The sequence below is a fragment of the Kitasatospora sp. NPDC004240 genome (genome assembly GCF_053603215.1).
Map to the genome: position 1 here is coordinate 1 of NZ_JBSGFD010000056.1, position 18295 is coordinate 18295.

Consider the following 18295-nt stretch of genomic DNA (forward strand, 5'->3'; position numbering starts at 1 on the left):
GCCCGCCGGTGACCCACCGGCGGGCCGCTGCGTACGGGTCCTGCTGTTCCAGCGGGTGTTACTTGAGGCCGCTGTTGATGGCGCTCACGAGCTCGCCGTTGGCGGTGTCGCCGCTGAACTCCCAGAAGAAGGCGCCGCGGAGCTTCTGGTCCTTGGTCCAGGCCATCTTGGAGGCGATGGTGGCCGGGGTGTCGTAGCTCCACCAGTTGGTACCGCAGTGGGCGTAGGCGGTGCCGGCGACGGTGCCGGTGACCGGGCAGCTGTTCTTGAGGATCTTGTAGTCCTCGATGCCGGTCTCGTAGGTGCCGGGGGCCGCGCCGGTGGCGGTGCCGCCCGGGGCGGACTGGGTGACGCCGGTCCAGCCGCGGCCGTAGAAGCCGATGCCCAGCAGGAGCTTGTTCGCCGGCACGCCGGCGGCCCGGTACTTGGCGATGGCGTCGGCGGAGTTGAAGCCCGCCTTCGGGATGCCGTTGTAGGTGGTGAGCGGGGAGTGCGGGGCGGTCGGGCCCTTGGCGGCCCAGGCGCCGAAGAAGTCATAGGTCATGACGTTCAGCCAGTCCGTGTACTGGGCGCCGCCCGCGTAGTCGGCCTTGTCGATGTTGCCGCCCTGCGAGGCGTCGGCGGTGACGGCCGCGGTGACCAGGTCCTTGCCGAACTCGGCGCGCATGGCCTGCATCATCTTCTTGAAGGAGTCGGGGCCGCTGGTGTCGCAGCTCAGACCGCAGGCGTTGGGGTACTCCCAGTCCAGGTCGATGCCGTCGAAGACGTCGGCCCAGCGCGGGTCCTCGACGAGGTCGTGGCAGGACTTGGCGAAGGCGGCCGGGTTCTGGATCGCCTGGCCGAAGCCGCCGGACCAGGTCCACCCGCCGAAGGACCAGATCACCTTGATGTGCGGGTAGAGGCGCTTGAGCTCGCGCAGCTGGTTGAAGCTGCCGCGCAGCGGCTGGTCCCAGGTGTCGGCGACGCCGTCGACGGAGAGGTCGGCGGTGTAGGCGCGCTCGTAGTCGGCGTAGGCGTCACCGATGGTGCACTTGCCGTTCTGGACGTTGCCGAAGGCGTAGTTGATGTGGGTGATCTTGGCCGCGGAGCCGGAGGTCACCAGGTTCTTCACGTGGTAGTTGCGGCCGTAGACGCCCCAGTTGGCGAAGTAGCCGAGCTTGACCTGATCGCCGACGATCACGTCGCCGCCGGCGGTGCGCAGCGTCGCGGGGGCGCTGGCCGGGCCGGTCACGTCGGCGGTGTCACGGGCCACCACGGTGTAGGTGTAGTTGGTGCCGGCGGTCAGGTTGCCGTCGGCGTAGCTGAGGCCGTTGACGGTGGCGATCTTCACGCCGTCGCGCAGCACGTCGTAGTTCTTGACGCCCACGTCGTCGGTGGCCGGGGTCCACGACACGGTCAGCCCGGTCTCGGTGATACCGGATCCGGTGGGGGTGCCGGGCGCGGTGGGCGCCTTGTTGCCGGGCAGGTCGGTGCCGTCGCAGGAGCCGCCGTTGAGCTTGCAGCCGGTCGGCGCGCCGGAGCCGACGCCGTTGAAGCCGAAGGTGACGGTGGCGCCGGGGGCCAGGGTGCCGTTCCAGCCCTTGTCCTTGGCGGTCCAGTGGGTGCCGGAGCTGGTGACGGTGGCGTCCCAGGCGGAGCCGACGCTGGTGCCGGTGGGGAAGTCCCACTCGATGGTCCAGCCGGTCAGCGTGGTGGTGCCGGTGTTCTTCACCGTCCACTTGCCGTCGAAGCCGGAGCCCCAGTCGGAGCCCTTCGCGAAGGTGGCGGTGGCCGAGGTGGCGGCCTGGGCGGGGGTGGACAGGCCGACGACGGCGGCCAGTGGCAGCGTCAGGGCGGCCAGTGCCGCTGCTGCGGCCCTGAACCTGCTTCGGGGCATGGTGGTTCGAGTGCTCAAGACGGCTCCTCGACGTGGGGGCGGACGGAGGTGGGGGGTCCGTGTGGCACGCCGGGGCGATGCGTCCCGGGTGCTTCGGCGAGACTAGAAAGGTCCAGACCAACTCGTCAATAGGTCCAGACCACTTGCCCTTTACCCGGACTTTGCCGGCAACTCCCCCGACAGGGACGGTCACTGACTCCGCGCCCGGGCGCATCGGCGCAGGTGGGCGGGCCGACGGGTCGGCCCGGCCGCGCGGGCGACCGGCTCCCGAGTGAACGTCAACTGCCCGTTTTCGGACAGACAGTTGACCGATTGGCCGTCGCACCGTCCCACCCCTCGGACGACCGCCCCTCCCCCGCCGCCGGAGGCCGGGGGGCGTCGGCCGGGCGGACCCCCGGCCTTCCGCCGACCTTCCGCCGGCCGCTCCGCCCGGCGCGGCACGGGAGTTCGGCCGCCCGCGCACCGGATCGACGCCGCGAGGTTTCCGGCGGTAACCGAACACCCGGACGAGAAAAGAGGGTTGACGCAATGGGCATGCCATTTCAAGAACGGTGATGTCGATTACATAAATGGAAGGAAAAGCGGACCGTCCCATTACGAGCTACCCCTACGATGGTCATCACGGCGTCGCCGATCGATCATCAACTTCTCTGCTGATCTTGATACTTCGGCGCGCCCATGGTCCGTATGGGGTGGACGTAGGGGGCTGGGGCACATGGTCCTGCCGAATGGTGCGAGCGCGAACCGTCCGGGTGGGGAGAAATCGCGGGCGAGGCCGGCACCGAGGGCATCGGATCCGGCCGGTCTGGCGAGGGAACTGGAACTACTGGCCGACGAGCCGCGCGTGGAGTCCTTCAGCACGGTCCTGCGGGACCTCGCCGCGGCCGTCAGGACCCGGGACGGCCTCGCACCGTGGGCCGGCGGCAGCCTGGTCGCCGCGTACGGGACCGCGGCCGCGCTGGGGCCGAGCGGCGGACGGCGCGGCAAGGTGGCCATCGGGCTGCAGACCGCGTCCGCCGTGATGGTGCTCCTCCCGCTGCTGCTGACCTGGGGCGGGCTGGGCCTCGCGGTGGCCGCCTACGGGGACTACCTGGACGACCGGACCGCGGGCCGCGCCGGCGGCCCGGACAGCGCCTCCTTCCTGGAACTCTGGCAGCAGGGCTTCGGCGGGCACCTCGCCGGACCGGTCCGGTTCGACTGGCTGGTCGGCTACACGGTGCTGCTGCTGATCGGCCTGATCACCGCGGGGATCGCCCGGCAGGTGATGACCCGCAAGGACGAGGAGAGCGGCCGGGAGCTGGTACGTCGGCTGGCCTTCGCACTGGCGCAGACCGAGGCGATGGCGGCCGCCGCCGCGCACACCGAACCCCGCCGCTTCGCCACCGAGCTGCAGTCGGCGGCCGAGGGGCTGCGTGAGCTGATCTCCCTGTCCGCGGGCGCCGGGGACCAGTCCCGCAAGATCCTCCAGCAGGCCACCGAGGCCGCCCGCACCGCCGTCACGGCCGTACGGTCCATGGAGGACGCCACGGCCGCGCTGCGACAGGGCACCGAACGGGTCTCCGAGGCCACGGACCGGGCCGCGGCCGCCTCGGCCGACCTGACCCGCGGCAGCGAGCTGTTCGGCGACAAGGTCGCCGACGCGGTGGCCGAACTGGCCGCGGGGATGGAGCGCAGCGCCGCGGGCACCGCCGACCGGATCGCGGCGGCCACCGAGTCCGCCGCCGGACGCTTCGACCAGGTGCTCGCCGGTGCCGTCGACGCCCAGGCACGGCAGGCCGTGCTGCACGCCGAGACGCTGGAGCAGCGCAGCCGGGCGGCCGAGCAGCTGCTCAGCACCGCGACCGACACCCTGACCGCCGGCGCCCGGGACCTCGTCGGCGTCGTGTCCGGCCTGGACGGCGCGGTCGCCGGACTGCCCGACGCCCTCGGCCTGGCCGCCGAGGAGGGCGCCGAACGGATCGGCACCGCGTACGAGCTGGCCGTCGCCGCGCTCGCCGCCTCGCTGCGCGACGAGGTGGAGGAGGCCGCGGCGGTGATCGGCGACCGGGTCGCCGCCCTCGGCGAACTGATCCGGGAGGACGGCGAGCGGCGCGCCGCGGGCCGGCGGGACACCGCCACCGCGCAGGCCGAGCTGCTCGCGGCGGTGGAGACCGCCCGCGCGGTGGTCGACGGGCTGGCCGGCCGGGTGGGCGCGCTCGCCGACCAGGGCGAGTCCCTGGGCGGACGGCTGGTGCGGCTGGGTGACGTGCTGGGCCGGCAGGAGGCGGAGCTGCGTACCGGCCGGAACGAACTGGCCCTGCACCGGGACGAGCTGGTGAAGTCGGCGGACGGCCTCCAGAAGGCACTCACCCGGACCGGGGCCCGGCTGGAGCGGCTCGGGGAGACCTGGCGGGAGTACGCGGACCGTCCCCCGGCGGCCGGATCCGCGACGACGGGCGGGCCGAGGACGCAGCCGGGCGGGCCGACGGCCCCGGGTACGGCCGGGCCGGCGACGCCGTCCACGGTGGTTCCGGACCCGCGGGCGGCCGCCTTCGGGATGCCCGCCGCCGGCCGGCCCACCGAGGCCCCCCGGCCGCCCCGCCCGGCGGACGGTGACCCGTCGCCCCGGGCCACCGCGCCACCCCGGCACCCCGCGCCCCCGCGCACGGAGTCCTGGACCGCCGGGCCCCTGGGCACGGAACCCCGCGGCACGGAACCCGGGCACACGGCACCCCGGACCGCCCCGCCCCAGGACGCGGTGCCCCGGGCCCGCACGCCCGAGCCCCGCACCCCCGGGCCCCGGGACGCGGTCCCCCGGGACGCCGCCCCCCGCGACGCCACCGGACCGGCACCGGACGGCGAGGACGCCGGATGACCGGGCGCGGCGGCACCTGGCTGCTGTACGGCGCCGGCTGGCTCTTCGCCGACCTGATGGTGGTGATGGTGCTCGTGGTCCTGGGCGGCCAGAGCACCCCGCTCCCGGTCGTGGAGGTCTCCCCGACCGCCCCGGTCTCCCCTTCGACCCCGTCGTCGCCGTCCTCGAAACCCGCCGCACCGGCACCGAAACCCAGCACCCCGGCTCCCCCGCCCGGGCTGGACCCGGACAGCAGGTCGGTGGTGGTCGAGGTGGACGTCGACGGGCTGCTCGCCGGCGACCCCGCCGCCCGGGCCGCCTTCGCGGACCGGTTGAAGGGCGAGATCGGGCCCTACACCGGGCGCAGCGCCGCGATGGTGTTCGTCTGGGGCACCGCCACCGGCTGCCCGCGCTGCGCGGGTGCCGACCTGGGCCGCAGCCAGGCACTGGCGGACGCGGCCGCGCCGCTGGTGCACGCGGTGGCGCCCGGGTTCTTCCCGGCGGACGACCGCCGGCTGATCCGCCCGTACCTGGACGGCCAGGGCCGCGCCGGGACGGTCCGACTGGAGCTCTTCTTCATCCGCACCTGAACGCACCCGTGCCCGGCGTACCCGTGCCCGACGCACCCGCCCCCCGGATCCCTTCCCCTCGGCGCCCGACATCCGTCCACCACGGCTTCGTCCGCCCTCGCGGGCTGCCCGGAGCCCCTCGCATCCCAAGGAGTTGACCGTTGTCGCGTTCGATGGACTTCCCGGCGCTGAGCGACCTCGCCCAGGCCGTCGAGGCACTGCTGACCGGGTTCGATCCGCCGGAGGGCCCCGAGGAGGCCGCCCTGCGGGAGCAGGTGCTCGACCTCGCGGGCGAGTTGCGGGCCCGGGCCGAGGCGCCGGTGTCGATCGCCGTGGTCGGCGAGTACAGCGTCGGCAAGTCGCTGCTGGTGGGCACCCTGCTGGGCCGTCCCGACCTGCTCGCGGTGGAGGAGCGGCCCGCCACCGGCAACATCACGGTGCTGCGGCTGGTCCGGGGCGAGCCGGGCAGCCGTACCGAGGTCGCCCCGCGCACCCTGATCCGCTACATGAGCACCGCCCAACTCGGCTCCTGCGTCGGGGACATCCTGGGCGAGCTGGTGGAGGGCATCGAGGCCCGGCACCCCGAGCTGCGCGCCCGGGAGCTGATCGGCGGGCACAACCCGGTGCTGGACGAGCGCGGCTGGGGCGCGTTCAACAGCTGGTACCCGTGCCTGTGGGGCCGTCCGGGGCAGGGGGTGGCCGCGGTCGACAAGCTGACCATCGCCGCCACCCACCGGGACGCCGTGGTCGAGCTGTGCCGCATCCGTGACGCCCTGCGCGGCCAGCGCGACCTGGTGGACTGCGGCGCGCTGGACATCGACTCCGCCGCGGTGCGGGCCGCCCTGCTGCTGCCGCCCGTCCAGGCCACCCCGGACGAGGCGCCGCGGGTGGAGTCGGTGCACTTCACCCGGGCCAAGGTGGCCGAGGACGGCCAGGCGCTGCGGGCGAGCTTCCCGCTGATCGAGCGGGTCGAGCAGACCGTCCTCGTCTCGCCGGAGGAGTGGGAGATCGGCGGGCTGATGCACGAGCACGAGGTGCAGGTCCTGGACTTCCCGGGGATCGGCGCGGTCGGCTCGTACGGGCGCGACCGCAACCTGAGCCGCCGGGTGCTGGCCGAGATGCACACCATCCTGGTCGTGCTGCACGCCCAACGGCCGTACTCCCGGGAGGCGTTGTCGTTCTGGGACATGCTCACCGACGACGACCGCACGCCCGCCGCGCTGGCCGACGCGGCGCTGGTGGCGGCCAACCTGTTCGACCGGGTCGGCGCGCCCCCGTCCGGGGAGGGCGACCCGCCGCTGACCGACGCCCTCAACGGCATCCGGATCCAGGGCGGCAAGTACGTCGGCCGGCGCGCGGACCGCATCGTCGCGGTCTCCGCGGTGGCCGCCATCGAGGCGTACGGGCTGACCTACGAGGGCGCCTCGTCCGAGACCAGGGCCGCCCTGGACCGGGTACTGACCGCGTTGCGCGCCGAACCGCTGCCGCACTGGCGGGAGACGGTGGACCGGCTGACGGCCCACCACCCCGGCGACGACTGGGCGGCCCGGCTGCGCGACTACGACCAGGACGGCGGGCTCAAGGCGCTGCGCGACCTGCTGGAGGCGCACGTGCGCGAGCACGGCGTCGGCCAGAAGGCCGAACGGGCCCAGCAGTCGAAGGACAAGCTGGAGACCGCCCTGCGCGACCTGCGGCGCCGGTTCTGCCTCGACCTGGTGGCGCCCAGCGAGGAGTACGTCAGCGCCGCCACGCGCTTCGAGGAGATCCGCGCGGTGTTCCACCGGGCGACCCGCCAGCTGCGGCAGCTGCGCGACCCGCAGGAGGAGACCCCCGAGGGCCCGCTGCCGCCGTCCTTCGCCGAGGTCAGCCGTCAGGTGCGCAACGAGGTCTACGGCTGGGAGCAGTGGAACCACCTGATGGAACGGGCCGGCGACGACCCCGAGTTGCTGGTGACCCGCAGTGAGCCGCCCCGACGCCGCCGGATCGGGCCCGAGGCCCGGCGCGACCGGCGCCAGGACGACTCGATCTCACCGGACGTCACCATCGTCTACCAGGACACCTTCCGGGCCACCATCGACGACGCGGTGGCGCGCAACCTGGCCGCCGTCCAGGAGTGGATGGACGCCTGGTGCGCGTACTGGCAGAGCGACTGCGCGCCGCTGCTGCGCTGGCTGCGCGACGAGGACGACGAGTCCGCCCGGCTGCTGACCGAGGTCTACCAGCGCCGTCGGCGCGATGCCGGCCTGCTGGAGGACGTGGACTTCGCCCTGGACGTGGCCGAGGTCATCGAGCAGCTGAAGGAGGCGCTGGCCGAGGACGCGATGCCCCAGGCCACCGACTGGTCGGCGGCCTTCCCCGCCCAGTCCCGGCACGCCCTGGCCTGGCACCACGGCATGAAGGTGCCCTCCGAGGCGGACGACCGGCGCCGGCGCCACCCGCTGGCCGTGGCGCAGCTGCGGGCCGCGATGGCCGATGCCGCCGCCGCCCGGGTCGGCGACGAGCTCGACCGGCTGCTGGACTACGCGCTCGCCGAGCTGACCCGGGTGTTCGCCGACGCGTCCCGCTCCCTGCTCAGCCCGGCGGACTTCCGGGCACCGCTCGGGGCACCGGACGGCGGCGAGGAGCGTCCGCTGCCCCCGGCGGTCCGCGACATCGACGACATCCTCCGCGACTGGAACGAGGACAACGAGTGAGCACCGGACTGACCATCTCCTTCGCCACCCCGGAGCAGGGCGCGGTGCGCGGTGACGCCGTCGTCGCCGACGGCGCCCGCCAGTTCTCGCTGCTCGCGACCGAGGGCGGGTACCCGCTGCCCGACGTGGTCCTCGAACCGGAGGGGTACCAGGGCAATCTGACCGCCCATCTGCCGGCCTGGCTGGAGGTGGCCGACGAGGACGGGGCGCCGTGCCCCGCGGCGCTGGCCGCAGCGCTGCGCGCGGTCTGGGCCCCGGAGGGGCCCTCGCGGCTCACCGTGACCGGCCGCCGGGTGCTGGTCTCCGGGACGAGCCTGCCGACGGAGGTCGTCCACCCGGGGCCGTGGGACCCGGCCGACCCGCCCGCCGAGCCACTGGTCGTCATCGTCTCCTGGAAGATCGGCTACTCGGGGGCGCTCTCCCCCGGGGCCGCCCACGAGGCCGTGCAACTCACCTTCCTGCCACCCGGGGTGGGCCGCGCGGCGTCGCCCGACGTGGAACCGCTCCCGCTGGTGCTGCGCGACTCCCGCTCCCGGGGCCGCCGGGCCCGCGGCGAGCAGGGCCGGGTGGTCGCGGTGGACTTCGGCACCACCGCCTCCACGGCGACGGTGGTGGACACCTCGGTGATCTCCGACCGTCCGGTGGACGCGACCCAGCAGCGCACCCTGGGCCGGGAGCTTGCCGCGCTCACCGCCCCGCCGTCCGACGCCCCCGAGTCCTGGCGCCGGGCCCTGGAGGGGCTCCGTGCCGAACACCTGGAGCTGGACCGGCAGCAGCACCGTACGCTCACCGGCGCCGAGGCCCTCGGCCGGCTCGACGACCCGGACGTCGCCACCGCCGTCCTGCTACGGGTGGAGGCGATCCGGGCCGGCGCCGTGGCCGACGAACAGCTCCAGACCTGGCTGGCGGACCGGCTGCACCGGCTGGTCACCGCCACCGTCGCGACGCCGCCGCTGGACATCCACTCGCTGCGCCCGGTGCCGTACCCCGACGGCCACGGCGGGGAGACCTTCGCCCCCGCGACGGCGATCCGCCGCGCCGCCGAGCCCTTCGACCGGCCGGGTGTCTCCTGGTACGACGACGCCGGCTGGGAGATGTGCGCGGAGGACGCCGGCGGGACGACCGGTCTCAAGCGGGTCTTCTTCGAGCAGCGTGCCCAAGGGGCCCGCGACGGCCTGCCGGCGCCGCTGCACCTCATCCAGCACCTGCTGCGGCTGCTGATCGAGGGCGCCGAGCGCCATGTGGACGACGGCGAGGAGAGCGAGCCGCCGCGGATGGGCACCGCCCTGCTCACCTACCCCACCTCGGCGCTGCCGCCGGAGCGCGAGAAGCTCCGCCGGCTGGTCCAGGAGGGCCTGTCGATCGACACCGTCGACCTGCCCGTCGACGAGGGCCTGGCGGCCGGCCTGTACTTCCTGATGCGCGATCTGACCGCCAACCTGGAGCAGGGCCTGGAGTCGCTGCGGGCGTCCGCGCGGCCCGTGCCCGGCCGCACCGACCAGTGGCAGCGGATCGTGCTCGTGGTCGACATCGGCGGCGGCACCAGCGACATCGCCCTGCTGGAGATGACGCTCACCGACGACACCCGGCTGGCCGACCCGGCCATGGCCTTCGTCGCGGGCCGCCACTACAAGCTGAGCCCGCGGATCCTGGGCACCATCGGCCACGGGCAGCTCGGCGGCGACCTGCTCACCCTGCACGTGCTGTACTGGATCAAGGCCCGGCTGGTGGACGACCTCGGGCCCGGCCGCACGACGGACGGGCACGGCAAACCGCTGTCCGCCCAGGTCGCCGAGCAGGCGCGGCTGTACCCCAAGGAACTCGTCTCCCCGCAGGTCCGGGCCGAGCTCCAGCGCGTCCTGCCCACCGACTGGGACGGGATGGACGCCCCGGAGCAGGCCGACGAGGTCGCCTTCCGCCGGGACCGGTTCAACCGGCTGTGGCGGATCGCCGAGCAGGCCAAGCGGGTCCTGGGCCAGGAGGACCGGCCGTACCCGATCGACCCCGCCGACATCATCGAGCTCACCGAGGGCGGCGGCGTGCACCTGGCGCAGACGTCCACGCCGGTGGAGCTGCCGGTCGCCGAGTTCCGCATGCTGGTGCAGCCGGTGCTGGAGCAGGCCGCGACGATGGCGGCCTCGCTGGTGGCGGACGCCTTCGCCCGGATGGTCCCGGGGGACGGCCGGGCCGAACCGGTCCTCGACCAGGTCGTGCTCTCCGGCCGCACCAGCGCCATGAAGGGCGTGCGCCGGGCCCTGGAGAGCAAGCTCGCCGCCCGGCTGCTCACCACCCAGGGCGACGGCACCCGCCGCACCGCCGTCTGGAACCCCAGCCGGATCCACACCGAGACCGGCTACCTCGCCAAGCAGGCCACCTCCATCGGGGCCGCGTGGCTGCACAACATGCGCGGCTTCCAGGGCCACGCCGCCGGCATCCACGGGGACGGCACCGCCAGCAGCGAGGCCCAGGCCTCCGAGCTCGCCGTGGAGACCAAGGGCCTCTTCGCCTGCCTGCCCTGCGACTTCGACCTGCTCGGCCAGAACCGCCAGGTCTTCAGCCTGTTCCGCTCGGGCACCCCGTACGAGGAACTCACCCCCGACGGACGGCTCGGGCTGCGCTCGAACTGGCGGCGGGTGGTGCGCCGGATCATCGTCCAGCGCCCCCGCGCCGGCAGCGACGCCATCCAGTGGGGCCACCTCGACATCGAGCGCATCCCCGAGTACAAGCGCTACGCCACCCCCGCGGTCTGGGACTTCGAGGGCACCCCGGAGATCCGGTTCCAGGCCGAGGTCGACAACCGGCTGCGGCTGTTCGTCCTGCTCTGCCACGGCGACCCGCACTACCACGTCGGCTCCGGGGAGGCCGGCAGCGGCGAGTCCGGGCTCGACCTGCACGGGACGGCCGGCGGGGCCGTGGCCTTCGACCACTCCCTCGGCCGGATCTCCGTCCCCGGGGCTGTCTGCGTCTCCCCCACCCGGCCCGACGGCCGCACCGGCCCGCTGACCGAGGTCTTCCCCGCCCACCCCGAGGGCGGCGAACCGCGCGACTACCTCGACCTGCTCTTCCACACCTCGGCCCGGCCGGACCCACAGATCCGCCCGGTGCCCGGCCGGATCGCCCGGCTGCGCAGTCCGGCCGGCACCGCCACCCACCTCGACGTCCACCTCCGGCCCGCGCAGGGCGAACCCGTCCGGCTCGGACGCCTCGCCGTCCCGCCGGCCAACGGCGACGCCGCGGCCGACGACCTGTGCTTCACCCTCGACGCCCACGGCTGGCTGCGGGTCCACCGCGGCCGGGTGCCGTACCCGGAGGCCGCCTCGTTCGCCCACATCGAGCAACGGCCCGGGTGGGTGTACCGCGCCGAGATGGACCCGGGGCGGACGGAATACAACAGCTACTGGGACCCGACCAGCAGGAGGCACTGACCGATGGAACCGACGAACGCACCGGACGCGGAACCCGGGGACGGGCGCGTGCGCGCGGACGGGCTCGGCACCCTGTTGCACGACGCGGCGGACCTCGCGCACGAACTGCTCCTGCTGCCGTCCGGCTCCCGGACGGCGTTCCTGGAGGAGTTGCACGAGTTCATGGCCGGCCTGCACCGGCGGTCCGTGGCGGCCGTGGCTCCGGCCGCGGCCCCGGCGGAGGCGGACGAGCACGAGGCGAAGCGGCGGCTCGCCGGACTGGCCTGGCAGCTGTGGCGGGTGCTGCTGTCCGCCTCGGGGGCTCCGACCGGGCAGGTGCCCACGGACGAGGGTGATCCGACGCGGGTGCCGTCAACGGTCGTGCCTTCCTCGTCCGTCACCCCTTCCTCGTCCGCCACTCCTTCCTCGGAGGCCGCGGCGAGTGTGGAGGCCGCCGACGGGCCCGGGACGGGGGTGCTCACCGAGGGCGAGCAGGACGAGCCGGGCCCGGCGGACCAGATGGAGCAGATGGAGCAGGGCGACCAGGCGGACCAGATGGAGCGGCCCGAGGAGACCGGGCCGGCCACGGCCACCGGGAATCCGTCCCTCGACGCCTTCGCGGCCAGGCTGATCGAGATCGCCGCCGGCTACGCCGACCTCCGCGACGAGGCCGGCGGCGACCCGGCCGACGTGGCCGGACTCTGGCTCCGGCTGCACCTCGCACTGCTGAAGATCCCCGCCGAGAAGGTGGCGGACCGGCGCACCGAACTGGCCGAGGCGGCACTGCTGCTCGACGACCTCAACGAGCTCGTGGAGTACGACCCGGACGTGCTCGTCCCGGCGCTGCCCGGGGTGTTCGACGAGGCCTTCGTCCTCCCGCTGGACCTGCCCGGGTCCGGGGAACCGGCCGAGGCCGACCGCGAGGAGACCCTGAGCGTGCTCCGCGACGCCAGGGTCCCGGAGCAGAAACTGCAGCGGGTCCTGCCCTGGGCCGTACGGATCGCGCAGGCGAGGAGGCTGCTCGCCGTCGACCACACGCTCGGCGGGTACACCGACTACAGCGATCGCTGGTCGCGCCAGCAGGCCACCCGGTTGCCGCAGTCCTGGACCGCGAAGCTGGGCAGCCTGAGCGCTGTCAACGGCGCCGACACCGTCGTGAAGTCCGCCCAGAAGCTGGAGGGCACCCTGGGCCGGCTCTGCCACGAGCACCCCGCCCAGCCGGGCAGCTGGTGGTGGGAGTGGCGGTCACGGGTGTCCGCGCTGCTCGACGACCCGGCCGCCGAGGCAGGTCTGACGGCGGCATCGCCCGAGGACGTCAGCGGCTGGAGCGTGACGTACCGGTCGGACCGGAGCGACCGCAACGTGGTGCTCCACGGTCACACCAGCCCGGTGGTGCTGTGGGTGCTCACCACACCCCTGCTGTCGGCCTCCGAGCCCTCGGCCCGGGGCCGTCTGCTGCTCGGCCCGCCGACGACCGTCCGGTGAGCCGCCCCGACACCGCACCCCGGCCGCCCGGCCCCCCGGCCGGGCCGCCGGTCGATCCGGTGGTGGCCCGGGCCGCCCGGCTGCTCTCCGGGCTGCCCCTCGGCCGGGCCTGCGGCCTCGACCCCGGCCTCGCCGACGACGCCGCGCTGCTCGCCGCCGGCGCCGTGCCCCGGCTGCGGATCGCGGTCGCCGGACCGGCCGCCGGACCGGTCCGGGCCTGGCTGGAGACCGTCCTCGCGGACACCGAACCCGCCCCCGAGTGCGCGGCCGGGCCGGCCGGTTGCCATCTGCTGCTGTTCGCCGTGGCCGACCGCTCCGGCCCGCCGGACGAGGAGGAACGCAGGGCCGCCGCGCCGGTGACGGCCGCCCTCGCCGCCACCCGCGCGCCGAGGGCCGTCATGGTGGTCACCACGCCGCACGACTGGCACGGGGTCGGCCTGTCGGCCGTCGCCGGCTGGCACCGGCAGCGGCTGCGCGAGTGGTGGGGCCCGGCGGCGGCCGCGCTGCCCGTGTACGCGGTCGTCCCCGACTGGTGGGCCGAGGACCCCGCGTACTCGGGCCTGGAGAGCCTGCTGCACCAGGTCGTCCGGCCCGCCGTGGAAGGCGCCCGCGGGGTGGTCACCGCGCTCACCCTGACGCGGCTGACCTCGGCGTTCCAGGAGGTCCGGCTGGAGGGGCGGGCGCAGGCGGCGGCTCTCGGCTGGGCCCTGGACGCCTGCGGGCTGCCCCGCCCGCCCGGACGGCCCGAACCGCCCGACCTCACGAGGCGCGCCGAGCTCTGGCACCGCCTGGACGTCTACGCCGCGGCGCCACCGGCCCGCCGCGCCGCCCGCCGGCTGCGGACCGCCGCCCGGGCCCGGCCCGGCGCCCCGCACCCCACCCCCGGCGAGCGCCCCGACCACCCCGACCACCGCGGCCCGCACGACCGCGACACCCGAGAGGAGAGACCGTGACCGTGTTCCTGCTCGTGCTCCTGATGCTCAGCGTCGGGGCCAACATTTGGCAGGCCGTCCGCCAGAACCGCACCGAGGAACGGCACCGCGCCGCCGAGGAACGGCACCGCACCGCCGAGGCGCAGTACCGCTCCGCCGTCGAATCGGCGTATCACCGGATCGCAGAGCTGGAGAACGACCTGAACAACCTCGACGGCGAACGGTCCCACCTGATCGCCCAGCTCAGCGCCGGCCGTTCCGGCAGCGCCGAGACCGAGGCCGCCCGGCAGAACCTCTCCGACCGGGTCGGCCACCTCCAGTCCCGGCTCGACGAGGAGTCGTCCGGGCGGGCGCGGGCCGAGGAGCAGGTCCGCGCGCTCGGCGCCGAGCTCGACGAGCTGGCCGCCGCCCGGAAGGAGCCCGTCGAGGCGCCGTCCCCGGCCGTGCCGCGCGAACTGCCGCTCGGGCGCGACGCCGTCGCCGACAGCGTGGTCGACGGTGCCGACCTGGGGCCGCTGGTGGTGCGCGCCGCCTCGGTCCGCGGGGAGAGCAACCGCCGCGGCAAGGAGCACCGCCGGGACTCCTTCCTGCTCAGCAGGGTCGACGGCTTCGGTTCGCCCGTCCTGCTCGGCTCCGTCGCCGCCGGCGCCCCGGGCGAGCCGTTGAGTCAGACCGCCGCCACCGCGGCCTGCCGCGCGCTGTCCCAGCAACTCGCCGACTACGCGCCGCGGTTGCGCGGCAAGCTGTTCGGCGCCGGGCACGACCCGGAGGTCTCTGGCATGCTCGGCGTGGCCCTCGGCGGGGTCGCCCGCTCGGTGCAGCTCGTCGCCGACGGCTCCGCGGCGATGGTCGGCGGCCGGGACGCCCGGCGCGGCCGGGCCGCCGCCACCTCGCTGTTCGCGGTGCTGTCCGAACTCGACGACCGGGAGCGCGACGGCGTCCGCCAGCACATCGCCTTCGGGATCGGCGACGGCGCGGTGCTGCGGCTGCGCGACGAGGGCTCCGGGCCCCGCTGGACGGTCGTCCTCGAACCCGAGCGTTCGCAGCGCGCGCACCGCCTCCCCGCCTCGCCCACGGCGCTCACCTGGTCGCGGATCCCGACCGTGCCGGGCGACGTGCTGGTGGTGGCCGGTCGCCCGATGGCCGATCTGCTGCTCCACCCGGAGACCGGTACCTGGTTCGCGCAGCGGTGGGCCGACCGCCAGCCGTACCTGACGTCCTTCCTGTCGGACGTCAACGTCGAGGTCCGGGCCACCACCGGCGGCGACCGCAGCGTGGTCTCGGTCTGGGACTACGGGCAGGCCCGCCTGGCCGAGGAGGCCGCGCCCCGGGCCTGAGCCGGCCGCCGGGAGACCGGCCGCCGCACGGCGCGCGGAACACGGCGCGCAGAAAAGGAAACGGCAAGGAACTCGTCCGCTCCTCGCCACTCTCAACCTATAGCGCACCGGGGGCCTTGCGGCAAGGCCCCCGGTGTGGCGCAGAATCTCCGGCAGAGGCCGGAACCTGCCGGATTCGGGCATTCACGCCACCTGTGCGCTCATGTCCGTGAATGTCCCGGTGGAGGCCGGCCGACAACCGACCTCCTCGAACGGGATTCCGATGATGGACGTGATCGTGGTCGGCGCCGGGCCGACCGGGCTGATGCTGGCCTGCGAACTACGGCTGGCCGGAGTGCGGGTGGTCGTGCTGGAACGGCTGGCCCGGCCGACCGGGGAATCCCGCGGGCAGGGCCTGCACGCCCGCAGCGTCGAGATCATGGACCAGCGCGGCCTGCTGGAGCGCTTCGCGGCGGTCAGCGAGAGGTTCCAGGTGGGCGGGCTCTTCGGCGGCATCATGAAGCCCTGGCCGGAGCACCTGGACACCGCCCACCCGTACGGCCTCGCCACCCCGCAGCCCGTCACCGAACGGCTGCTCCACGAGCGCGCCGTCGAACTCGGCGCCGAGATCCGCCGCGGCCACGAGGTCGTCGGGCTGGACCAGGACGAGGACGGCGTGGACGTCGAACTGGCCGACGGCACTCGGCTGCGCTCGCGCTACCTCGTCGGCTGCGACGGCGGCCGCAGCCCGGTGCGCAAGCGGCTGGGCGTCGGCTTCCCCGGCCAGCCCTCCACGGTCGAGACACTGCTGGGCGAACTGCGGGTGACCGAGGACCCGGCGACCGTCGAGGCCGTCGTCCAGGAGGTCCGCAGGACCCAGCTGCGCTTCGGCGCCCTCGCCCTCGGCGACGGCGTGTACCGCCTCGTCGTACCCGCCGAGGGCGTGGCCGAGGACCGTACCGCCCCGACCACCCTCGACGAGTTCCGCCGGCGGCTGCTGGCCGTCGCCGGCACCGACTTCGGCGTGCACGAGCCGCGCTGGCTCTCCCGCTTCGGCGACGCCACCCGGCAGGCCGACCGCTACCGGGTCGGCCGGGTGCTGCTCGCCGGCGACGCCGCGCACATCCACCCGCCGACCGGCGGGCAGGGCCTCAATCTCGGTGTGCAGGACGCCTTCAACCTCGGCTGGAAGCTGGCCGCCACCGTCAACGGCCGGGCCCCCGACGACCTGCTCGACACCTACCACGCCGAACGGCACCCGGTGGGCGCCCGTGTCCTGGACAACACCCGCGCGCAGATCGCCCTGATGGGCACGGACCCGGGGCCGACCGCCCTGCGGGAGCTGTTCTCCCGGCTGATGGACTTCGAGGAGGTCAACCGTCACATCACCGGGATGATCACCGCCGTGGACGTCCGCTACGACCTCGGCGAGGGCCACGAGCTCCTCGGCCGCCGCCTGCGCGACCTGCCGCTCGAGCAGGGCCGTCTCTACGAACTGCTGCGCGGCGGCCGCGGCCTGCTGCTCGACCGCACCGGGCAGCTCTCGGCGGACGGCTGGGCGGACCGGGTCGACCACGTCGTCGACGCCGACGCCGAGCTGGACGCACCCGCCGTCCTGCTGCGCCCGGACGGCCACGTGGCCTGGGTCGGCGAGGGGCAACGGGACCTTCTCGACCACTTGGCCCGCTGGTTCGGCGCCCCGACCTCACCCGGCGGAAAGGTCGCGTCACCCGGCGGGACGGACTCCTAGCGGCGCCGGGCCCCCGGTGCGCTCCGCCACCAGCGCCCGGAAGCGGGCGCACCGGGTGACGTCCTCGTGCGCACAGCCGAGGGCGCACTCGATGAGGTCGAGGGACGCCCGCGCGGCGGCGATGCGGGCGCGCAGCACCTCGGCCTCCGCGCCCAGCAGCTCCCGTCGCCGACCGGCGTCGGCGGTGGCGGTCAGCTCGCGGATGGCGTCGAGGGAGAGCCCCGCCTCCTTGGCCCGCAGGATGACGGCGACACGGGTGAGGTCATCGGGCCCGTAACGGCGGCGCCCGGCGGTGTCGCGGACGGGGGCGAGCAGGCCCGTCGACTCCCAGTGCCGCAGGACGTGCGTGGCCAGCCCGAAACGTCCGGCGAGCGTGCCGATGGTCATCGTGGCGGTCCCGTCCGCGCCGGGCGCCGTGTGCTCGTTTGACTTCACGTCGACATTAACCCGCAGCATGGCGCCCATGACCAGGGAACCCGAAGCGACGGCCGAGCCGTCGGACGACCCCCTCGCCCGTCTCCTCGCCCGCCTCGACGCCGCCGACCGGCTGCCGGGCGCCGGGCGGCTGCGCGGGCGCACCTACGAGCTGCTCGGCGCCGGCCCCGGCACCACCGTGGTCGACGTGGGCTGCGGCGGCGGACGCGCCGTGGCGGAACTCGCCGACCGGGGCGCCACCGCCATCGGCGTGGACGCGAGCGACCGGATGATCGCCGCCGCCCGCGAGCGGTGGCCCACCGCGGACCTCCGGGTCGCGGACGCCCGCGCCCTGCCCCTGCCGGACGCCTCCGTGGACGGCTACCGCGCCGACAAGGTGTTCCACGAACTGGCCGACCCCGCGAGCGTCCTGGCGGAGGCCCGCCGGGTCCTGCCGCCCGGCGGGCGGATCGTCCTGGTCGGCCAGGACTGGGACGCCCTCGTCATCGACTCCGACCACCCCGCCCTCACCCGCGCCGTCGTGCACGCCCGCGCCGAACTGACCGTCCGCCCGAGGGCCGCCCGGCGGTACCGCTCCCTGCTGCTGGACGCCGGCTTCGAGACCGTCACCGTCGAGGTGCACACCCAGGTGCTCACCGGGCCGGAAGCCCTGCCCCTGCTCACCGGACTCGCGGACGCGGCCCGCTCCACCGGCGCCGTCACGCGCGACCAGGCGGAGCTCTGGAGCGCCGAACAGCGGGACCGGGTGCGGGCCGACCGCCTCCTCCTGGCCGTACCGATGTTCCTGGCGGCGGCCACCGCGCCACGCTGAGCGATTGAGACGTCTCAACCTTCCCGGCGGCCGACACCCGTGACGCCCTTTCCCCTCCGGGGTGGACCCGGTCGTGAGACGGGTGAGACGCCGTCGATGCGCCGGATCGTCGCCGGAGGTCCGGGGTCGCGGCCAGTACGGTCCTACCCAGCGGTCGCCGCCGCACGCCGACCGCGGTCACCACCGAATCC

11 protein-coding genes are annotated in these 18295 nt (G+C 74.9%); 9 read left to right on the top strand and 2 right to left on the bottom strand.

Annotation, left to right across the window (positions count from 1 at the left end; genetic code table 11):
• Positions 1-58 precede the first annotated feature (58 nt).
• Positions 59-1894 carry a glycosyl hydrolase family 18 protein gene (locus ACWEQL_RS17280; RefSeq protein ID WP_452151098.1) on the bottom strand — a complete coding sequence of 612 codons (1836 nt, stop codon included), beginning with the start codon at positions 1892-1894 and terminating at the stop codon, positions 59-61.
• 826 nt (positions 1895-2720) lie between these two features.
• On the opposite strand from ACWEQL_RS17280, the gene ACWEQL_RS17285 reads away from it, so the two are divergent.
• The 8 genes from ACWEQL_RS17285 to rox all read left to right on the top strand — a co-directional run bounded on the left by ACWEQL_RS17285 (position 2721) and on the right by rox (position 16858).
• On the top strand, positions 2721-4730 hold the full coding sequence (locus ACWEQL_RS17285; protein ID WP_452151099.1) for a hypothetical protein: 2010 nt from the start codon (positions 2721-2723) through the stop codon (positions 4728-4730).
• Positions 4727-5299: a hypothetical protein gene (locus ACWEQL_RS17290; protein WP_452151100.1), complete on the top strand. Its 573-nt coding sequence runs from the start codon at positions 4727-4729 to the stop codon at positions 5297-5299. Before ACWEQL_RS17285 ends, ACWEQL_RS17290 begins: the two co-directional genes overlap by 4 nt.
• A gap of 140 nt (positions 5300-5439) precedes the next feature.
• Complete coding sequence (locus tag ACWEQL_RS17295) at positions 5440-7971, top strand: hypothetical protein (RefSeq protein WP_452151101.1); 2532 nt, start codon at positions 5440-5442, stop codon at positions 7969-7971.
• The gene (locus ACWEQL_RS17300; RefSeq protein WP_452151102.1) at positions 7968-11396 is read left to right on the top strand and encodes a hypothetical protein; all 3429 of its coding nucleotides are present in this window, start codon (positions 7968-7970) and stop codon (positions 11394-11396) included. Before ACWEQL_RS17295 ends, ACWEQL_RS17300 begins: the two co-directional genes overlap by 4 nt.
• A 3-nt stretch (positions 11397-11399) precedes the next feature.
• Positions 11400-12860, top strand: coding sequence for a hypothetical protein (locus ACWEQL_RS17305; RefSeq protein ID WP_452151103.1), 1461 nt, complete (start codon positions 11400-11402; stop codon positions 12858-12860).
• On the top strand, positions 12857-13813 hold the full coding sequence (locus tag ACWEQL_RS17310; protein ID WP_452151104.1) for a hypothetical protein: 957 nt from the start codon (positions 12857-12859) through the stop codon (positions 13811-13813). The genes ACWEQL_RS17305 and ACWEQL_RS17310 overlap by 4 nt, the downstream gene beginning before the upstream one ends.
• Positions 13810-15129, top strand: coding sequence for a protein phosphatase 2C domain-containing protein (locus ACWEQL_RS17315; protein ID WP_452151105.1), 1320 nt, complete (start codon positions 13810-13812; stop codon positions 15127-15129). The genes ACWEQL_RS17310 and ACWEQL_RS17315 overlap by 4 nt, the downstream gene beginning before the upstream one ends.
• A gap of 262 nt (positions 15130-15391) precedes the next feature.
• On the top strand, positions 15392-16858 hold the full coding sequence (gene rox, locus ACWEQL_RS17320; RefSeq protein ID WP_452151106.1) for a rifampin monooxygenase: 1467 nt from the start codon (positions 15392-15394) through the stop codon (positions 16856-16858).
• Here the strand turns inward: rox and ACWEQL_RS17325 are convergent.
• Positions 16835-17245: a MerR family transcriptional regulator gene (locus ACWEQL_RS17325; protein WP_452151144.1), complete on the bottom strand. Its 411-nt coding sequence runs from the start codon at positions 17243-17245 to the stop codon at positions 16835-16837. The two genes, rox and ACWEQL_RS17325, sit on opposite strands and share 24 nt — an antisense overlap.
• A 76-nt stretch (positions 17246-17321) precedes the next feature.
• Here ACWEQL_RS17325 and ACWEQL_RS17330 point away from each other — a divergent pair, with 76 nt between their 5' ends.
• Positions 17322-18104: a methyltransferase domain-containing protein gene (locus ACWEQL_RS17330; protein ID WP_452151107.1), complete on the top strand. Its 783-nt coding sequence runs from the start codon at positions 17322-17324 to the stop codon at positions 18102-18104.
• Positions 18105-18295 lie beyond the last annotated feature (191 nt).

Excerpts from the sequence above, each read along its gene's own strand:
- ACWEQL_RS17330 (WP_452151107.1), top strand. The coding sequence starts at position 17,322 with ATGACCAGGGAACCCGAAGCGACGGCCGAGCCGTCGGACGACCCCCTC.
- rox (WP_452151106.1), top strand. The coding sequence starts at position 15,392 with ATGATGGACGTGATCGTGGTCGGCGCCGGGCCGACCGGGCTGATGCTG.
- ACWEQL_RS17325 (WP_452151144.1), bottom strand. The coding sequence starts at position 17,245 with ATGACCATCGGCACGCTCGCCGGACGTTTCGGGCTGGCCACGCACGTC.
- ACWEQL_RS17290 (WP_452151100.1), top strand. The coding sequence starts at position 4,727 with ATGACCGGGCGCGGCGGCACCTGGCTGCTGTACGGCGCCGGCTGGCTC.
- ACWEQL_RS17305 (WP_452151103.1), top strand. The coding sequence starts at position 11,400 with ATGGAACCGACGAACGCACCGGACGCGGAACCCGGGGACGGGCGCGTG.